The sequence below is a fragment of the Pseudomonas abietaniphila genome (assembly GCF_039697315.1).
GTDB classification, from domain to species: domain Bacteria; phylum Pseudomonadota; class Gammaproteobacteria; order Pseudomonadales; family Pseudomonadaceae; genus Aquipseudomonas; species Aquipseudomonas abietaniphila_B.
This window is the reverse complement of the sequence record NZ_CP155619.1, coordinates 817,186-834,161: the sequence shown is the minus strand read 5'-3', so window position 1 is coordinate 834,161 and position 16,976 is coordinate 817,186. Positions and strand designations below refer to the sequence as shown.

The following is a 16,976-nucleotide window of genomic DNA, read 5'->3' as shown; positions in this document are numbered from 1 at the left end:
TGATGAGTGCCGGGATCAGTGCCGCGCCGATTTGACGTGGTCGGGGACCCACGGACCCTTCACGCTGACAGCCGCGAACGCCTGGTCGATGATCTGCAAGTCGGCATCTTTGGGCGTGTTGTCGCCCTGGCCTTGAATGTTGACGATGTCCTGCGGGCACGCCGAGAACGCAACGAAACAGTCCATTTCCGCACGCAGGGTGATGTAGTCGCCGGGATTGGTGACGGTGGGTAGCGTGGCCAGCGTGATGTTGTCCGATTGCACCCGGATGTTCATGAAAATGTTGAACGAGGCGAGGTTTCGGCGGGGCGGGGTCACGCCGAGCTCGAGCATGCCCTCGAACAGGTTGTCGCTGCAGTTGCGATGGTAGTGAGTACAGCCCAGCAGCTCGTAGCGCCGACGGTCACAGGCCGCCATGAAGGTGTCGTGCACGCCGGGGGAGGTGTCTTCGACTAGTGTCAGGATGGGATGGCGGGCACTGGTGACGAACGTGTCGCCGACGACCGGGTTCAGATGCTGCGTCCACACGCGCGTGGCCTCCATGCACATGAACTCTTCAAGGTCATAGGCATTCCACGCCCAGCAGTCGACGACCTGGGTGCCGTGGGTGTTGATGACGCGCACCGATTGCCCGGCTTTCAGGCGTACGGCTTTGCCATGGCCGGCAGGAATGGTCAGGGATGAGGGGACAGACATGGGCATACTCCAATTCAGAACAACAGATTCATGCTGGACGATGACGATTCAGGCGACGCTCCAAAGCGCCGGCTGCGGTGTCGAGTAAAAGGGTGATCAGCCAGTAAGCGAGGGCAACCACCAGATAAATCTCAAGCGGGGCGTAGCTGGTGGAAATGGCTTGCTTGGCGGCGTACATAAACTCTTCGACGCCGACCACCGATAGCAGCGCGGTGTCCTTTATCAGGCCGATCAGTAAGCCCACCGAGGGCGGCAGCGCCACGGGCAGCGCTTGCTTGAGCAGCACGTGACGCAGCGTTTCCCAGGGTCGCAGGCCCAGCGCGGCACTGGCCTCGTATTGTCCGCGAGCAATACCGCCAAACGCGGCGCGCAGCACCTCGCCCATGTAGGGACCGTAATACAGGGTCAGTGCCGTGACCCCGACCACCGGAGAGCTGAGGGTGATGCCGTATTCGGGAAGAATGAAAAACAGCAGGTAGATCAACACCAGCATAGGCAAACCCAGAACGAAATCGATGTAGGCGCGCACCGCCGCGCTTAACCACGGACTTCCTTTTTGCAGTGCCCACGCCAGCAAGGCGCCAAGGGTGAGCGCCGAGCAGGCCGATACCAGACTCAAGCGCAAGGTGACCAACAGTCCGGTGGCAAGGTCCGGAGCGTTGTCGATAATCGCCGACCAATCCATCAGTGGCTCCTTGCACGGTTGAAGCGGCCTTCAAGGCGTCGTGCGAGCTTGAGGGTTGGCCAGCAGATGAGCAGATAGCCGGCGACCACGAGGGCAAGCACCGGTGTGGCTTCGAACGTGCGAGCGATTACCAGTTGGCCTGCGTAGGTCAATTCAGTCACCGCCACGACCGAGGCCAGCGGGGTGGTCTTGACCACCAGCGTGAACTCGTTGACCAGAGCCGGCAGGCTGCTGCGCAGCGCCTGAGGTGCCGAGACGTACCACCATGTCTCGAACGCTGACAGACCGAGCGCATGGGACGCTTCTGTCTGGCCGTGGGGCAGCGTGCGATAGTTGGCGCGCAGAATCTCGGCGACATAGGCTGCGCTGTTGAATCCGATTGCCAGCACGGCAGCCAGCAGCGGTTTGCCGCCCAGCCCGATCAGCGGCAGGGAGAAGAACACGATGAATAACTGCACGATCGACGGCACACCGCGCATGAGGCTGACGTACAAATGCCCGACGCCTCGCCACAGCGGCAGGGACCGTCCGCGCAGCCACCAGATCACGTGACCCATGACAAAACTGGTGACGGCGGCGAGCACCGTCAGTTCGAGCGTCACCCACAGGCCTTTGCCGAGATCGGGCAGTGCGTTGAGCATCTGTGCGCCTGTCATCATCGGCTAGCCCGCGAAGTCGCTGAGGTCTTCGGCCACCGACAACCGGACGGCCCCGGGCGTGTCATTACCGGGGATACCCGTGCAGCAGGTCGAGACCACGAACACCGTATCGAGCACCACACGGCAGGTCACCGAGTCACCGGCTTTCACGGTCGTGGGTAACGGCGTCAACGTTCCCCGCTGATCCAGTTGCACGTTCATGAACAGGTTGATGGGATCGGGCAGCTTGGGCTGCTGGCGACCCAGTCTCTGCAGTTCGGCCTGCAGCGCTTCGACACAGCCGATTTGCCTGGCATAGCCGTTGGCTGCAAGAAAAGCGCTGGTCGATGCCGGCAACAGCAGGTCGTGTTGGCCGACGCTGTCCTTGCCCAACACCATCACCGGACGCCTGCGGTTATTGACCATGCGCATGCCGGCGCCCAATACGTAAGAGTTGCTGAACACCCGAGTGTGGTGGACGGACAGGTGCACATTCGGATCGGTTTCGCTGAAGCCGAACAGGCTGGCCACCGCGCCGTCTTCCAGTGCGGTGATGCGCAACAACTGGCCGCGCTTGACCAGGATCGAGCCGGCGCTGGCGGCATCGACCGTGACCGTCTGCATGGGCAGCGGCGCTCGGGTTTCGGTGGCCTCTTTCATTAACAGCATGGGTTACTCCTTGAGCGGGCAGTCAAGCGGACAACGGTTCGTCATCGGAGATGACGATGTCGATAGGGGTCACCAACAAACCATTGCCGGGAATGATGTCCTGCGGACAGGACGACACCGCGCAGACCAGATCTTTAAGCGCGCGGAAAACGATGCGGTCGCCGGCCTTGCTGATCGGGTCGGTCACTTGCATGCGGCCGTCAGCGGTCACGGGGCCGTTCTGAAACAGGTTGAAGGGCTCGGGGACATTCACCGGCAACACGCCGTAATGGCTCAGGCCCTCATGCATGTTGTCCAGGCAGTTGCGGTGGCCGTCGACCCCGAAATCGACACTGAAACGTGTGCAATCGCAGGCCGGAACGTTGGCATCATGGACGCCGACGGTGTCCTGCAGCACGTGCAACAAGGGCTCGTCGGCGTTGGAATACAGGCTGTCGCCCACGCTGAAGAACAGCGAATCGAGGCGACGACGCGTGTGTGTCGGTGACAGGTAGTGATCGGTCTGGCCATTGACGACAGCCACGAAGTCAGCCGCTTGCTGGCCATCGCGGTCGATCACCGTGATGAACTGGCCACTGCGCACTTCGAAAGTCCGGCCGTGCCCGGCGGGCACGTGAACGTGGATGGATGATGAAGACATAGGGGTTCTCACTTGGCAGGAATAAAGTCTTGGGACGGCAGGTCGAAGGTCACGCCCAGGTACTGCTGCTGCAATTTCTGCAGGTCGCCGGAGTTTTTCATGGCGATGATCTGGTCGCTGATGGCCTTGTTCAGGCGGGTGTCGTCCTTGCGCGTGGCCCAGCTGATCCACTGGCTGTCGCCCAGCTCACCGACCTGACGCAGATTGTCCGGGTGCTGTTTGCGCAGGCTGCCCAGCACGGTGATGTCGTCGAGGATGAAGTCGGCGCGCTTGGTCATCAGTGCCGACAGGGTCTGGTCGACGCTGTCTACGCCGACGATCTTGATCGGCGCCAGGCCCTTGGCTTTCAGCTCGACGTTGAATTGCTTGACCAGCTGCTCGGGGGCTGAGGTGGTTTTCACGGCGGCGCTGAGACCGGCCAGGCTCTCGATTTTAAGGCTGGCCGGGTCCAGGCGTTTGTCATCGGCGCGGGTCATCACCGCATTGACGCTTTTGCCAAAGGGCGCGACGAACAACACCTTGCCCGCGCGCTCGGCGGTGACGTTCAGTGAGGAGCCTTCAGCATCCACCGAACCTGAAATCAAGGCAGGGATGATCCCGCTGAAGGCCATTTTCTGGTATTCGACTTTCACGCCGAGGGATTTCGCCACCTGCGCCATGATCGCCGGGGTATACCCGGTGATGGCGCCGCTGTCATCGGTGTACTCATAGGGCGCGAAGGTCGGGTCGATGGCCACGACCAGCGTGCCCCGCGCCTTGACGTCATCCAGCGTATCGGCAGTGGACACCGAGGCATGCAGGCTGACACCGAGCGTCATGGCGGCCAGTACGAGCGGAAATCCGGGAAACGTTTTTTTCATGGTGGCGCCCTTGGGTAGATGGGTTGACCCAAGGGGTATCGCAGTTTCTGTGCCAGCAGCGGCGAATCGAGGTCAAGAAACTGTGCAGACCTTAAGAAACAAAGGTTTCAGCAATTAATTTAAAGAAACGTATGTTTCTTTGTCGGGCGATCAACGCCGCTATTAAATCCGTTTGCGCCCAAAGCTGGTGCGTATTGCGGAGGCTGCCGGCCCAAGACAGCGCACTGATCACTTATTCCAGTGCCTGGAGTTTCTGATGCAGCACTTCGGCTTGTGCAAGGTGAGTGGATCTCTCACCTGCCAGCTCTTTGCCCACCAGTGAACAGATCAGGTTGGTGACTCCGGCCACGCTGGCATTGCTGTCGAACATCAGGCTGCCTTCGGTGTGGCAGCGAATCACCCAGCGGGCCAGCTTTGCCGGTTTACCGGCCAACACGTCGGAAATGTAGAGCAGGTGCACGCCAAGCTCAGCCATCGCTGACATGGCGCTTTCCAGTTCAGGGACGCGTCGACGCAGCCCGATGCAGATCGCCACATCGCGCCCGTCCAGTCCCGCCAGGTATTCGGCGAGGCTGTCGCCTGGCGCCGGGAGCAGCAGGATGTCATCGCGCACCTGGATCAGGTTGCTGCGAAACATCACCGCAATGGTCTGGCTGTGCCGAAAGCCGATGAGCACCACACGCCGTGCTTTGGCGATGGCCTGGGCCATCTGCGCCAGATCATTGTGCGACAACGACTCGTAGGTTTTCGCCAGATTGGCGATCTCTTGATCCAGGTGATGCTGCATCAGCGCCTTGGGGTCCTGGTCGGCATCGTTCAGGTGTTGCAGGTAGAGAGGGGAGCCGGCGCTGCTGGCTTTGCGTGCCTCGCGCCGAGCCGCGTCGTAGGAGTCATAGCCCAGCGCCCTGAAGAACCGGGTCGCAGTCGCTTTCGATACGCCAGCGCTGATCGCAAGCTCGGTGGCCGTCTGCATCGCCAGTTGGCCAGGGGAGGCGAGGATGACATCGGACAGTTTTTGTTCCACCGCCGACATCTGGTCGTAACGGCTGCGAATGCGGCTCTCCAGCGATGCCGAGGGTTCGGCCGATCTGGAAATTACCTTCGATGACATGGATCGGCCCCCGGACTGAACGAAAGCGGCAGTTTATACAAAATGTCTCGGCGCGGTAGTGACTTGGAGAAGCGCCGTTCGGGCCTGTCGGTTTGCGCGTGCTGGCAGACCACGGCGAGCTGCCCTCAGGAAAAGTCTTCGGGCATCTCAGCCTGAGCTATGAGCCTTTGCCGTATCTGGGCGATTTGATGTTCCATGCGCTGCTGCGACCGATGATCGATTCGCCGCAGCCATTGCTGCATGAACAGCCGCAGGGCGAGTGGCAAAAACGCGCTATTCGCCTCACGGCGCTGGGTGAACGCGTGTTGCAGGGGCGCACAAACTGGCTCGACTGCGCGCCAGCGGAGCGCTGGGTGGGCGGGGTTCATATCGTCGCCGATCAAAAGCCGTGGGTCGTGAGTGATCAAGGGCAGGTGCGGCGTCGTTGAATGAATCGGCATTGGGGAGCAATGCCTGCCCGGGATGAGCGCTGGTACCCGTACGGGAAGAAATTGTTTGAGAGGCGCTCTCGTTGTCCAGTGGAGGCAGCTTCCCTGACCGAGGAACTCAATCAACTTGCCTTCCGGTGTTGAGATACAGAAATCCTCGCTGGTTGCCCGAATGGTAGTCTTCACCAATTTACCGAAACCACATCACTCAGTCCTTCAGGCCGGTCCGGGTTCATCCGGAGAATGCGCTGTAGCGATCAACAAGACCGGCGAGGCATGCCGAACTCGTCGGTACAATGGCCGGTCACTGACTACCCGGAGCCTGCGCCTTTAATGTCGTTGTTTAACCGTTTGACTGCATTTTCAACCCAGAGCGGCAGGGCGGTCGGTCTCGTCTGGGCGACCTCCCGCCCGTTGTTCAGCGGCTTGATCGTGGCGACGCTGATCGCCGGCATTTTGCCCGCGCTCGCCGCATGGATCGGCCAGCGGATCGTCGACGCGGTGGTTCAGGCGATGCAGATCCTTGGCAGTGGCAGCCAGGCGCCGCTATGGCCGGTCCTGCGTTACGTGTTGGCCGAGGCGGGCGTATTGGCGTTGCTGGCCGCGGCGCAACGGGCGCTTTCAATGCAACAAGCGCTACTGCGGGTGCAGTTGGGGCAGAAGGTCAACCTGATGATCCTGGAAAAGGCCCAGACCTTCTCGCTGCTGCAGTTCGAGGACTCGGCCTTTTACGACAAGCTGGTGCGCGTGCGCCGGGATGCATCGACCCGGCCACTGGGCCTCGTCACAAAAGGCCTGGGGCTGACGCAAAACCTTATCTCGCTGGTCAGCTTTGCGGTGCTGCTGGTGCATTTTTCCCCTTGGGCGCTGCTGATCCTGGTGGTCGGCGCGCTGCCGGTGTTCTTCGCCGAGACGCATTTTTCCGGTAATGCCTTCCGGCTGTTCCAGCGTCGCGCCCCGGAAACTCGCCATCAAAATTACCTGGAATCGTTGCTGTCCCATGAGGCGCACACCAAGGAAGTGAAGCTTTTCGGCATGGCGCCGCTGTTGCTGCAACGCTATCGCGACAATTTCACGCGCCTGTACGCCGAAGACCGCCGGCTCACCGTGCGGCGCGACGCCTGGGGGTTTGCCCTCGGGCTATTGGGCACTGCTGCGTTCTACGTGGCCTACGCCTGGGTGGTGCTGGACACCGTGCGCGGCCAGACCACGCTGGGACAGATGACGATGTACCTGGTGCTGTTCAAGCAAGGCCAGGTCGCCATCACTGCCAGCCTCAGTGCGATTGCCGGTTTGTACGAGGACGGCCTGTACCTGTCTGACCTCTACGAATACCTTGAGGTGCCGGTGGCACCGAAACGCGGCACGCTGAAGGCGGGTGCACGCCCTGGTGACGGCCTGCGCTGCGAACGCCTGGGCTTCCGCTACCCGGGTGCCGCGCACCCTACGCTCAGCGACATCAGCCTGCACCTGACGCCTGGCATGAGCCTGGCCCTGGTGGGCGAAAACGGCTCGGGTAAAACCACATTGATCAAACTGCTTACCCGACTCTATACGCCTGACGAAGGCCGGATCCTGCTGGACGGCAGCGATTTGCAGGACTGGGACGAACAGGCCTTGCACCAGCGCATCGGGGTGATCTTTCAGGACTACATCCGTTACCAGATGACGGTCGGCGAAAACCTGGGGGTGGGTGACGTCGACGCTTTCGATGACCAGGCGCGTTGGCGCGATGCGGCCACGCAAGGGATCGCCGCCGACTTCATCGAGCGCTTGAGTAACGGCTACCACACGCAGTTGGGGCGCTGGTTCGTCGGTGGGCAGGAATTGTCCGGTGGGCAATGGCAAAAGGTGGCGCTGTCTCGGGCGTACATGCGCCGTGAGGCCGATCTGCTGATTCTGGACGAACCGACGGCCGCCCTCGACGCTGGGGCCGAGGCTGCCGTATTCGAGCATTTCCGCGAGTACGCCGAGGGGCGCATGAGTTTGCTGATTTCTCACCGATTCTCCAGCGTGCGCAACGCCGATCACATCATCGTGCTGAATCAGGGCCGGATTCTGGAACAAGGAACCCACGTGCAACTGATGGCTGGCGGCGGGCGCTATGCCAGCCTGTTCAACATCCAGGCGCGTGGGTATCGGTAACCGCCCCGACTACCCACTGACGAGGCAATATGCGTTTCGTCATCCAGATATTCACGGTTGAAAAGCCCGGCGATCCGCAGGCAGATCAACCGATGGCCGGGATTGCCAATCAGATCGTACCAACCTCAACGCTTCCGGTACGTCGATCAACTCTTCCGCGCTCTGTCTCATTTTCCTGCTCACTCGAGTTTGAATAGAAGGCCGGCCGGCCACAAAGTGGCGCACTCCTTCGATGTTATGATTTGAGCGTGCATTTCCTGCCAAGAGACTGTCCATGGATCGCTTGTCTACTTTGTTATCGCAGTTCGGCGTGCGCGCAAACCTGTTTTACAGTGGCAAGCTGTGCGGTTTGTCGTCTTATGACGGTGCACAAGGACGTGGTTATCTCCACTTGCTACAGGCTGGCAGCGTTACATTGCGGGGACCTGATCGTAAGGACTTGCTGCTGACCCGGCCCAGCCTGATTTTCATGCCGCGTCCGAGTCGGCATCAACTGTTTGCCGGTGAGTCCGAGGGCGCTCAGTTGTTGTGTGCAACGATGGAGTTTGAGGGAGGGGTCGACAATCCGGTGTCCGCTTCATTACCCGATTGTCTGGTGCTGTCGCTGGATGAACTACCCATGCTGGCCGATACGCTGAAATGGATGTTCCGCGAGGCGGCGGGCTCGCATTGTGGCCGGGAGGCTGCGCTTGAACGCTTGTTCGAGTTGTTGGTCATCCTGTTGGTTCGACATCTACTCGATCACCACCAGTTGCAGACCGGGGTCATGGCGGGTCTAGCCGATCCGAGGCTGTCACGCTCCCTTTTGCAGATTCACAACGCACCTCATCTGGCGTGGTCAATTGCGGGACTGGCGAGCGAATCGAATATGTCCCGGGCGGCCTACGCAGTGCACTTCCGGGCAATCATCGGGCAGACGCCCGCCGATTATCTGTTGAGTTGGCGTATCAGCCTGGCGCAGAAGCGTCTTCGTGAAGGCCGGTCGATGATTCTGATTGCCTCCGAAGTGGGTTATGAAAGTCCCTCGGCACTTGCTCGCGCGTTTCGACGCAAGACTGGCTACAGTCCTCGGGACTGGATGAAGGACGTGGCAGGCGGAGAAGAGGGGGCAATGACCTGAAAGCATCGGATCCCTTCAGGTCATTTCAGTGGCGATCATCGGCTCATCGGCGTTCCAGGGCCATCAGCGAATGGCCGGCCACAAATATCGAGGCGGCAAGTAGCCCGATATCTTTGAGTAGAAACTGGCCTGGAGCGACAGAAATAGCGGGAAAACCGAGGCCAGGCTCGATCACGCCGGGGGTTGAAAACATGAAGCTCAAGGTGGTGAAAAACAGTCCGGCAGACAGCGCGCCACCTATCAAAGACAGCTTCGGTGACAACAAGCGACCAGCAATGAGTGTACCGATCGATACTTCCAGCACACCGAGCAGACTGGAGAAGGTATCGACGCTGAAAATGTCATAAACCCACCCCAGAAAGGGGCTGTTACTTACGAGCGGAACAAGCCCGGCTGCTTCGTAGTGCGTGAACTTCATGCCGCCGAACCAGAAGTAAATGACGGCGAGTGCAAAATAGGCCCCATAAATACCAAGCGCCATGATTTTATACCCAGGCGTTGAAGGGGTTTGTGCGTTGTTGGTTTCGTCGTTTTCGATTCTTGAGGTTTTCATGATCAATGCTTCCAGGAGTGTGATAAGGAACGCTGATTACCGACCCTGCGCCGTGGGCGATGGGAGTGGAAACAGTGTTGCCTTTGTGTGCACGCTCGTGGTGTTAGAACGTATTGCGTTCGGTGCAGATCGTCTTGACTCGTCCAAACTCAAAACAATGGCCGTGTTGTAGCACGTCATCATTAGAACGGCCTTGCCACTTTGGAAGCATGGCGGCGTGCATCAATCGCCGCCCGAGAGGACTGTGTATTCCTTGCACATCCCTCCCGGCCGCCAGTCACCATTTGAGTCAATAAGCCGCTAAATCGCTTCTCTACTTCAAGGCCCGTTCAAGGTGTTCAAGAAGTACGCGCACGCGGTTGGGTACGTACTGACGAGTTGGAAGCACTGCCGCGATGGACAGTTGCTCAGGCACGACATCCTCCAACTCGACGAGAGCCAGACTGCCATCCGCGAGCTCGTTGCGTACGTCCCAGTAAGTCAGCATGGCCAGGCCCAGTCCCAATTTGCTGGCCGCTCTGACGGACTCGACACTGTTGGCCGAGAACGATGCCTCAGCACGGATGGAGACCGACTCTCCCTGATGGACAAATGGCCAATAAGGCATGCCATGCAAGCCAATGCATTGATGACCTTTCAGGTCTTCAAGGCGGGTAGGCGTACCCTGTCTGGCGAGATAATCAGGACTTGCGCAGATGACCCTTGGGTTCGGAGCAAGCGCGCGGGCTACCAACCCTGAATCGCTCAGCGTCGCGATGCGGATAGCGACGTCGATACCCAGGCCCACGATGTCGACGATGCGATCTGACAGTGTCAGATCAACCTGCAGTGCCGGGTTTTCGGCGAGCAGCCGGGGAATCACCGGCATGATCAGTTCCTGGCCGAACACAGTGGGCGCGGTGACTCTGAGTAAACCACTGGCCGTTCCGGCATTCGCTTTCAATGTAGCGCGCGCGGCCTCGTCAGCCTCCAGAATGCTTCTGGCGAACGGTAACAGTACTTCTCCCTCGGGCGTGAGGGACGCAGAGCGGGTTGTTCTTTGGACAAGCCGCACACCTAACTCTTTTTCCAGCGAGGCAAGCCGTCGGGACACGGTCATGGCTGACAGCCCAAGTCGTCGCGCGGCCCCTGAAAGGCTGCTGGCGGTTGCCACGGCAGCGAACACTTCAACATCCGGAATCTGCATCGATTATATCTCTTTGCGTTACGCCGCCTTATCTCCCCGGCCGGCTTCTGCCTTCACCTGATTGGGGATATCGTCGCCAACCATAAGGCCTTGGAAATGAATCTCTGGCCAACGAAGGCTCAATCACATGAACATGTCCAGCAAAAAGATTCTAGCCACTTTCGATATTGGCGATCTGAAATTAAAGAACCGGCTCGCTGTTGCCCCCATGACCCGCATCAGCGCGACTGAACAGGGCAGCGCCTCGGAGAAGATGGGTCAATACTACGAACGCTTTGCCAAGGGCGGTTTTGGGCTGGTGATTACGGAAGGGATTTACACCGATCAAAAATTCGCCCAAGGCTATCCGTTTCAACCCGGCATGACGGATGCCGAACAAGCCCTGGCCTGGCGAGCCGTTACCCGACGGATACACGATCATCAAGGCGTTATCTTCGCGCAACTGATGCACGCAGGCGCTTTGAATCAGGGAAACCGTTTCCTGGGTGAAACGGCCGGCCCGTCCGCTGTACGCCCTAAAGGGGAGCAGATGAAGTTCTACTATGGCGAGGGCCAATACGCTGTACCCAGGAGCATGACGGATGAAGACATCGCCGATGCCATTGAAGGGTTCGCCAATGCCGCAAGACTGGCAGTCGGGAGTGCAGGGTTCGATGGCGTAGAAATTCATGGCGCCAACGGCTATCTGCTCGATCAATTCCTCACCGACTACACAAACCAGAGAAATGACCGCTGGGGGGGAAGCGTAGGTAATCGAATCGCCCTGACGTTGGAGGTCATCAAAGCCGTAAGGGCTGCCGTCGGAGGGGCTCCCGTTGGTGTTCGAATCTCACAGGGCAAGGTCAACGATTACGCACACAAATGGGCTGAAGGCGAAGCTGCCGCCGAGACCATTTTTGGGTCTCTGCAAGACGCAGGTGTCCATTACATTCACGTCACAGAACACAAAGCGTGGGAGCCCGCATTCAGCGAGCGCGGCCCCAGCCTGGTCAACCTGGCGCGTCGTCATGCTCCTGGGGTCGTTCTAGTTGCCAATGGCGGTCTGGACAACCCTCAGCATGCTGAGCACGTTCTCAACGACGGCGCTGATATCGTCGCACTGGGTAAAGGCGCGCTGGCTAACCCTGATTACCCAACGCGGCTGGTGATGAATCAACCCTTGGAGGCGTTTGACTTCTCACTGCTAGGGCCTATCGCGAACATCAAGGACAGTGAGCTGGCTTAGGGTTATCAGAGCGTTAAAGGACGCTTCAATAAAGCGATGACCTGATTGGAAATATCGCGTATCGATGGTCGGCTTGGCCAGGCCAACCCGGCAGGGTTTGGCCTCTGACCCCCGACTGCGCAAGGTCTCTGCCTTATTCGGCGGCCCTTTCAGGGTTGAAGCCGTCGAAGCTGTCAAACACGCCCATGAAACCGGGAACGGTCGCCTCCCGTGACCAGTCGCGCTGAAGCTCGCAGTACATCTGCACGCGGCTGATGAGCTTCACGCCCGCTTGCTCCATGCGGCGAAGCGCTGCTTCGTGTGCGGCGACCGACGTGCCGCCGACCGCGTCGACCGGCACATACACTTCGTAGCCTTCCTGGATCGCGTCCAGCGCAGGGAACGTCAGGCAGGCTTCGGTCCATAGCGCGGTCATGATGAGCTTGCGGCGGCCAAGTGCTTTGACCGCCTGCTTGAACTCGACGTCCTCCCAGCTGTTGATCGAGGTGCGGTCGTAGGTTGGCAGGTGGCCAATCACGTCCTGCAATTGCTGAATCGGTGGCTTGTTGCGACCGGTCTGGACGTTGACGGTGGAGTGAATGATGGGGAGGTTGTAGTTGAGCGCAGCCTTAGCGACGCCGGTGATGTTGAAGATCAGCTCTTCACGGGCCATCGAGCGGATTGAGGACACCTGGATTGGCTGGTAGTCGATGATGATCAACGCCGAATTCTCGGGCGTTAACAGCTGATCGGTTTGAGTATTGCGGATGATTTCGCTCGCCATTACTGGGTCCTTGTAGTGGTTGTTGATTCATGTCTGTGCCAGGGATGGATATCGCACCTCCTGAGGCCGCGGTCGCCAGGCCGCATGCGGCGAATGAGGATGCAGGCGTTCGAAAGGCATGCGTCAACAGCAACCTGCCAGAGGAGACAGCGGCATTCTGCTGTTCCTGTATCTGCTTCGGTAGTAGCATCAGGCGATGAACTGTGTTGCGGATGGGGGAACGCTGATTTGAATATCGAAGAGCTTCAGACGTTCGTTGAGGTTGCTGATGCGGGCGGCGTGTCGCCGGCTGCGGTTCGGCTTGGTGTGTCCAAGTCAATCGTGAGTCGCAGGCTGGCGCGGCTGGAAGAGGAGCTTGGCGTGCAACTGCTTGCTCGGTCCACCCGCGGGGCTGCGCTGACGGAGGCCGGCGCCACATTCCGCGACTACGCAGCCAGGGTCTGCACCGAGATGGACGTCGCCAAAGAGGCGATCCTGCCCACTGGGGCGCTGCGGGGTCGACTGCGCGTTGCTGCGCCGCTGTCCTTCGGCCCGACCCATTTCGCACCGATACTCGCGGAAATGGCCCGACGCCATCCGGAGCTTCATGTCCAGGCCTGCTACAGCGATCGCTTTGTGGATGTCATTGCCGAAGGTTTCGACTGTGCGATACGGGTTGGTTATCTTCCGGACTCGAACCTGATCGCGAGATGCATCGGCCCGATCAACGCGAGTCTGCTCGCCAGTCCAGGTTACATCGAGGCGCATGGATCGCCTCAGGAACCGGCGGAGATCATCGCCCACCAGGCCCTCATGACCGGAACTGAGACTTGGCAATTCATGGATGGCGACAAGGTGGTCTCGGTGCGTCCGCGCGGGCGCTTCAGGGCCGACAACGGCATCGCGCTGGTCGCTGCCGCCGTAGCAGGTCTGGGGATCGCCTACCTGCCCGATTGCCTCACCTACGACAACGTGGTGTCCGGCGCGCTGGTGCCGATCATGACGCGTTTTCCGGCGCCACCTGCGGGTGCCTACGTGGTTCGCCCGTCAGGTCAGCATCCGGCTCAGAAGATTCGTGTGCTGACCGATCTGCTGATCGAGTATTTCGGACAGTCTCCTCACTTTGCCGGAACCCCGCATAACTGAGGTCGCCCCGGGATGCGCTCCCGAACCGCACGTCGCGTGCGGGACAGTTTAATCTGATCGTCGGCGGTGCTCTGCAGCCGCATGACTGAAAGGCCGGGGATAAGAAAAGCGCGCGGCAGGGCAGGGACGACGCACAGCGATACGAACGTGTCAGGCGTAAGCGCTGAGCGCCTCATGATGACTCGTGCCATGGGTCCGGGGTTTTATCCAGGCACTCGACCAGCATTTCAGTGAGCACCCGAATCTTTCGCGTCGGATGTCGACTCCGTGGACGAACTACGTGGATTCCCGCCAGCAGTGGCGGATAACGGACCATCACCGGCACGAGAGCGCCGTTTTTGATGTGTTCTTCGGTGACGCTGTCAGAAAGATACCCCAGGCCCAGGCCTGCCACGGCGGCCGCAACGAGGGCGACGGGATTGTCGGCCTTGAAACGTCCCTGCGGATTGACGGTGATGATTTTGTCGCCGTCCATGAATCGCCAGCTTTCAGTCCCTTGCATCAGCGATTGGTGGTCGAGAAGCTCGGTAGGTGTCTCGGGGGCGCCATTCGCTTTCACATATTCCGGGCTGGCCACAAGCTTGCCGTAGATGCTTCCCACACGTTTCGCGATCAAGTTGGAACTCTGTAGATGCCCCACCCGAATAGCGCAGTCGTAACCCTCACCGATCAAATCAACGGTCCGATCACTGTAGTTCGTGTGAATATTTAGAAGCGGGTGACGGCGCGCCATTTGCGCAAGCACCGGCGCGAGATGCGTCGGACCGAATGAGATGGGCGCTGCGATGCGCAAGCGTCCTTGAAGTTCTCCAGCTGGAAGAATGGCATCTCTGGCGGCCTCGATCTCAGCGACGATCCGGGCGGCATATTCTCGAAAGGTAATCCCCGCATCAGTGAGTGCGGCTCCACGGGTCGTTCTGGCAAGTAGCTGTACACCGAGCTGAGTTTCCAGTCGCAGAAGTCTGCGGCTGATCACGGATTTCGTGACACCCAAACGCCTCGCAGCGGGCGAAACTCCGCCAGCATCAGCAACCTGAACAAAGGTTTGGAGCTCTTCAATGTCCAATACTCAACTCCTCGACAAATAACATCGATAAAATCCATTCCACCGGTTAAAAGTGGGGACAACCTTACGAAGCCAGACGTGGCTTTAGGTGGGTCATCTCGGGAGGGGGTAGACCCCGCGTCCAAGGCTGACCGGGTGAGCGGTTGCCTTGACGTGGTAGAGGTCGCAGAGGGCCGGGGGGCGCTCGACAGAAGAGGCCTCGACAAGCGCTGCGGTGCCTCGAATCTAGCCTGGGAACTGCCGCGCAAGCCGTGGCTAGCCCGCTGTTCGTGCAGCTGTAACCACCGCTTGAACGCCGTTTCGGTGAGGATCGCTCAAGCGATCGCGCCTCCGTCTACGGCCAGGATGGCGCCGGTGATCATGCTTGCCGCAGGGCTGGCCAGATAGACTACTGCGCTCGCCACCTCATGCGGTTCTGCAAAACGTCCCAGCGACGACATGCTTCGCTGGAAATCGGCCGCTGGGCCATCTGCCGGATTTGCCTCGGTATCGGTCGAGCCAGGCAGGACCAGATTCACAGTGATCCCTTTGGGGCCGAGTTCGCGCGAGAGGCCCCGGGTGAACGAGAGCAACGCTGACTTGGACATGGCATAAGCGGTCACTCCCGGAAATGGCACCCGCTCCGCCAGTCCTGAGCCAATCGAGATGATGCGCCCGCCAGCAGCCAGATGCGGAATAACCGCCTTTGCAAACAGGACCGGCCCTCGTACGTTAATGTCCATCAGCGCCTGGTAATCGTCCAGATTGATGTCGGCAATCATTCCGTTGAGGCCGATGGCCGCGTTGTTAACCAAAATATCAAGTCCGCCAAGCGCCGAGACGGCTTCGGTGACTGATCGCGTAATGGCCTCCGTGTCGGCACTGTTGGCTTTGATTGCGATTGCGCGGCGCCCTGTTCCCTGGATAGAGGCGGCAACTGATTCAGCTTTGCTGATCGAATTTTGATAAGTGAACGCGACATCAGCGCCGTTCTCTGCGAGGGCCAGTGCAATTGCAGCGCCGATGCCTCGCGAACCTCCCGTCACCAACGCACGTTTCCCGTTCAAATCAATCATTGATTCACCTTTCTTTGTGGCGATTATGTGGCCGCGCTCCACCATCAATAGTGAAGTCAGCCACGCTGAGGACAGCGATAGTAGGAGCCCGATCCGTTTGGTTGTAGCCCTGAGCAACGCCAAACTGTGTCGTCCAAAGCGGAACGCAAGAGCCTGTGCATGAGTTCGAGCAAGAGCGGGCAGCCATTGCCGTCTGCCTCAGAAGAGGGATTCCTGCGCTGGAACTCGACCTTCAAGCGTGACATGGCTCGTCCATGGCAATCCGGCGAATCAGGTGGCCAGTAAGGTCGTTATCCAGTGTGTCGATCGGCAGTCCTTACACCCCCATCAATGCTTCAGTGTTCCAAGTTAGGCGACACAGTTAATCATTATTCGCTACTAGCGGAGCAATGCAGCAGCGCTGCATAGTGTGCTGGCCTAAGTTGCCGACAACGCCTATATCCGGACTCTGATCACACCAGATCCCGACACAATAATAAGGAGGGTTGATGAAGTTTCGTAACGGTCTCGCTTCGCTTCTTCGCTCAGACGATTTGGTACTCGCCCTTATCGACCATCAACGTTTGCAGCTGACAAACCCGGGCAGCCATGAAATTCATTTTGCGGTAACCCATACGACGGCAATGCCGAAGGCTGACGACGTATTTAACATCCCTGCCATCCACGTCAGCGAACTCTGCACGCGTAGCGGCTAAATTTTTCCCCGATCACTCACGTATCCACCAACCCGCTTATCGGTCGCACTCAAACTAAGACTTGGCAGGATCGTCAGGTTCTGACGCGGTAAGGCACGGTGCGGTAAGCAACTTCCAGATGAGCACCGCGTCGCTTGAAACTGCAGCGGTGAGACGATCAATCAAACTTCCGGGCACCAACGTTGTGTCTGTCATTCGATCGCGTTGTGATGACGTCAAAACGGACAAAGTGACTTCATTAATGGTTAAAGCGGCCGAACAAGCCGCCGCTGAATGAATTTCATATTTGAAAACTCAGGGGGGCTTCGCGGCGTCC

General features: G+C 59.3%; 19 protein-coding genes. 7 read left to right on the top strand and 12 right to left on the bottom strand.

Annotation, left to right across the window (positions count from 1 at the left end; genetic code table 11):
* Nucleotides 1-15 precede the first annotated feature (15 nt).
* The 7 genes from ABDX87_RS03640 to ABDX87_RS03610 all read right to left on the bottom strand — a co-directional run bounded on the left by ABDX87_RS03640 (nt 16) and on the right by ABDX87_RS03610 (nt 5,299).
* Nucleotides 16-696, bottom strand: a complete 681-nt coding sequence (locus ABDX87_RS03640) for an urea carboxylase-associated family protein (protein ID WP_346831640.1) — start codon at nt 694-696, stop codon at nt 16-18.
* A gap of 28 nt (nt 697-724) precedes the next feature.
* On the bottom strand, nt 725-1,381 hold the full coding sequence (locus tag ABDX87_RS03635; RefSeq protein WP_346831639.1) for an amino acid ABC transporter permease: 657 nt from the start codon (nt 1,379-1,381) through the stop codon (nt 725-727).
* Nucleotides 1,381-2,022, bottom strand: coding sequence for an amino acid ABC transporter permease (locus tag ABDX87_RS03630; protein ID WP_346831638.1), 642 nt, complete (start codon nt 2,020-2,022; stop codon nt 1,381-1,383). Before ABDX87_RS03630 ends, ABDX87_RS03635 begins: the two co-directional genes overlap by 1 nt.
* A gap of 21 nt (nt 2,023-2,043) precedes the next feature.
* A complete protein-coding gene (locus tag ABDX87_RS03625; RefSeq protein WP_346831637.1) occupies nt 2,044-2,688 on the bottom strand; it encodes an urea carboxylase-associated family protein in 645 nt (214 codons plus the stop codon).
* A 22-nt stretch (nt 2,689-2,710) separates the two neighbouring features.
* Complete coding sequence (locus ABDX87_RS03620; protein ID WP_346831636.1) at nt 2,711-3,328, bottom strand: urea carboxylase-associated family protein; 618 nt, start codon at nt 3,326-3,328, stop codon at nt 2,711-2,713.
* A gap of 8 nt (nt 3,329-3,336) precedes the next feature.
* Complete coding sequence (locus ABDX87_RS03615; protein WP_346831635.1) at nt 3,337-4,188, bottom strand: transporter substrate-binding domain-containing protein; 852 nt, start codon at nt 4,186-4,188, stop codon at nt 3,337-3,339.
* A 232-nt stretch (nt 4,189-4,420) separates the two neighbouring features.
* On the bottom strand, nt 4,421-5,299 hold the full coding sequence (locus ABDX87_RS03610; RefSeq protein ID WP_346831634.1) for a MurR/RpiR family transcriptional regulator: 879 nt from the start codon (nt 5,297-5,299) through the stop codon (nt 4,421-4,423).
* Between the two features lie 98 nt (nt 5,300-5,397).
* Between ABDX87_RS03610 and ABDX87_RS03605 the strand changes: the two genes are divergently transcribed.
* The 3 genes from ABDX87_RS03605 (at nt 5,398) to ABDX87_RS03595 (ending at nt 8,992) form a co-directional block, all read left to right on the top strand.
* Nucleotides 5,398-5,727: a hypothetical protein gene (locus ABDX87_RS03605; protein ID WP_346831633.1), complete on the top strand. Its 330-nt coding sequence runs from the start codon at nt 5,398-5,400 to the stop codon at nt 5,725-5,727.
* Between the two features lie 333 nt (nt 5,728-6,060).
* Nucleotides 6,061-7,872, top strand: coding sequence for an ABC transporter ATP-binding protein (locus tag ABDX87_RS03600; protein ID WP_346833693.1), 1,812 nt, complete (start codon nt 6,061-6,063; stop codon nt 7,870-7,872).
* Nucleotides 7,873-8,146: 274 nt separating this feature from the next.
* The gene (locus ABDX87_RS03595) at nt 8,147-8,992 is read left to right on the top strand and encodes an AraC family transcriptional regulator (protein WP_346831632.1); all 846 of its coding nucleotides are present in this window, start codon (nt 8,147-8,149) and stop codon (nt 8,990-8,992) included.
* 43 nt (nt 8,993-9,035) lie between these two features.
* On the opposite strand, the gene ABDX87_RS03590 is transcribed toward ABDX87_RS03595, so the two are convergent.
* Both ABDX87_RS03590 and ABDX87_RS03585 read right to left on the bottom strand, forming a co-directional pair.
* On the bottom strand, nt 9,036-9,545 hold the full coding sequence (locus ABDX87_RS03590) for a YkgB family protein (RefSeq protein WP_346831631.1): 510 nt from the start codon (nt 9,543-9,545) through the stop codon (nt 9,036-9,038).
* 313 nt (nt 9,546-9,858) lie between these two features.
* Nucleotides 9,859-10,731 carry a LysR family transcriptional regulator gene (locus ABDX87_RS03585; RefSeq protein ID WP_346831630.1) on the bottom strand — a complete coding sequence of 291 codons (873 nt, stop codon included), beginning with the start codon at nt 10,729-10,731 and terminating at the stop codon, nt 9,859-9,861.
* 127 nt (nt 10,732-10,858) lie between these two features.
* Between ABDX87_RS03585 and ABDX87_RS03580 the strand changes: the two genes are divergently transcribed.
* Nucleotides 10,859-11,956, top strand: coding sequence for an NADH:flavin oxidoreductase (locus tag ABDX87_RS03580; RefSeq protein ID WP_346831629.1), 1,098 nt, complete (start codon nt 10,859-10,861; stop codon nt 11,954-11,956).
* A gap of 133 nt (nt 11,957-12,089) precedes the next feature.
* On the opposite strand, the gene ABDX87_RS03575 is transcribed toward ABDX87_RS03580, so the two are convergent.
* Nucleotides 12,090-12,719: a hydrolase gene (locus tag ABDX87_RS03575; protein ID WP_346831628.1), complete on the bottom strand. Its 630-nt coding sequence runs from the start codon at nt 12,717-12,719 to the stop codon at nt 12,090-12,092.
* Nucleotides 12,720-12,947: 228 nt separating this feature from the next.
* Between ABDX87_RS03575 and ABDX87_RS03570 the strand changes: the two genes are divergently transcribed.
* On the top strand, nt 12,948-13,844 hold the full coding sequence (locus ABDX87_RS03570; protein ID WP_346831627.1) for a LysR family transcriptional regulator: 897 nt from the start codon (nt 12,948-12,950) through the stop codon (nt 13,842-13,844).
* A gap of 172 nt (nt 13,845-14,016) precedes the next feature.
* Here the strand turns inward: ABDX87_RS03570 and ABDX87_RS03565 are convergent, their stop codons facing one another.
* Nucleotides 14,017-14,910, bottom strand: coding sequence for a LysR family transcriptional regulator (locus ABDX87_RS03565; protein WP_346831626.1), 894 nt, complete (start codon nt 14,908-14,910; stop codon nt 14,017-14,019).
* Between the two features lie 314 nt (nt 14,911-15,224).
* On the bottom strand, nt 15,225-15,965 hold the full coding sequence (locus ABDX87_RS03560) for an SDR family NAD(P)-dependent oxidoreductase (RefSeq protein WP_346831625.1): 741 nt from the start codon (nt 15,963-15,965) through the stop codon (nt 15,225-15,227).
* 159 nt (nt 15,966-16,124) lie between these two features.
* Between ABDX87_RS03560 and ABDX87_RS03555 the strand changes: the two genes are divergently transcribed.
* Nucleotides 16,125-16,250, top strand: a complete 126-nt coding sequence (locus ABDX87_RS03555; RefSeq protein WP_346831624.1) for a hypothetical protein — start codon at nt 16,125-16,127, stop codon at nt 16,248-16,250.
* Between the two features lie 203 nt (nt 16,251-16,453).
* Nucleotides 16,454-16,660 carry a hypothetical protein gene (locus tag ABDX87_RS03550; protein ID WP_346831623.1) on the top strand — a complete coding sequence of 69 codons (207 nt, stop codon included), beginning with the start codon at nt 16,454-16,456 and terminating at the stop codon, nt 16,658-16,660.
* Nucleotides 16,661-16,976: the final 316 nt, after the last annotated feature.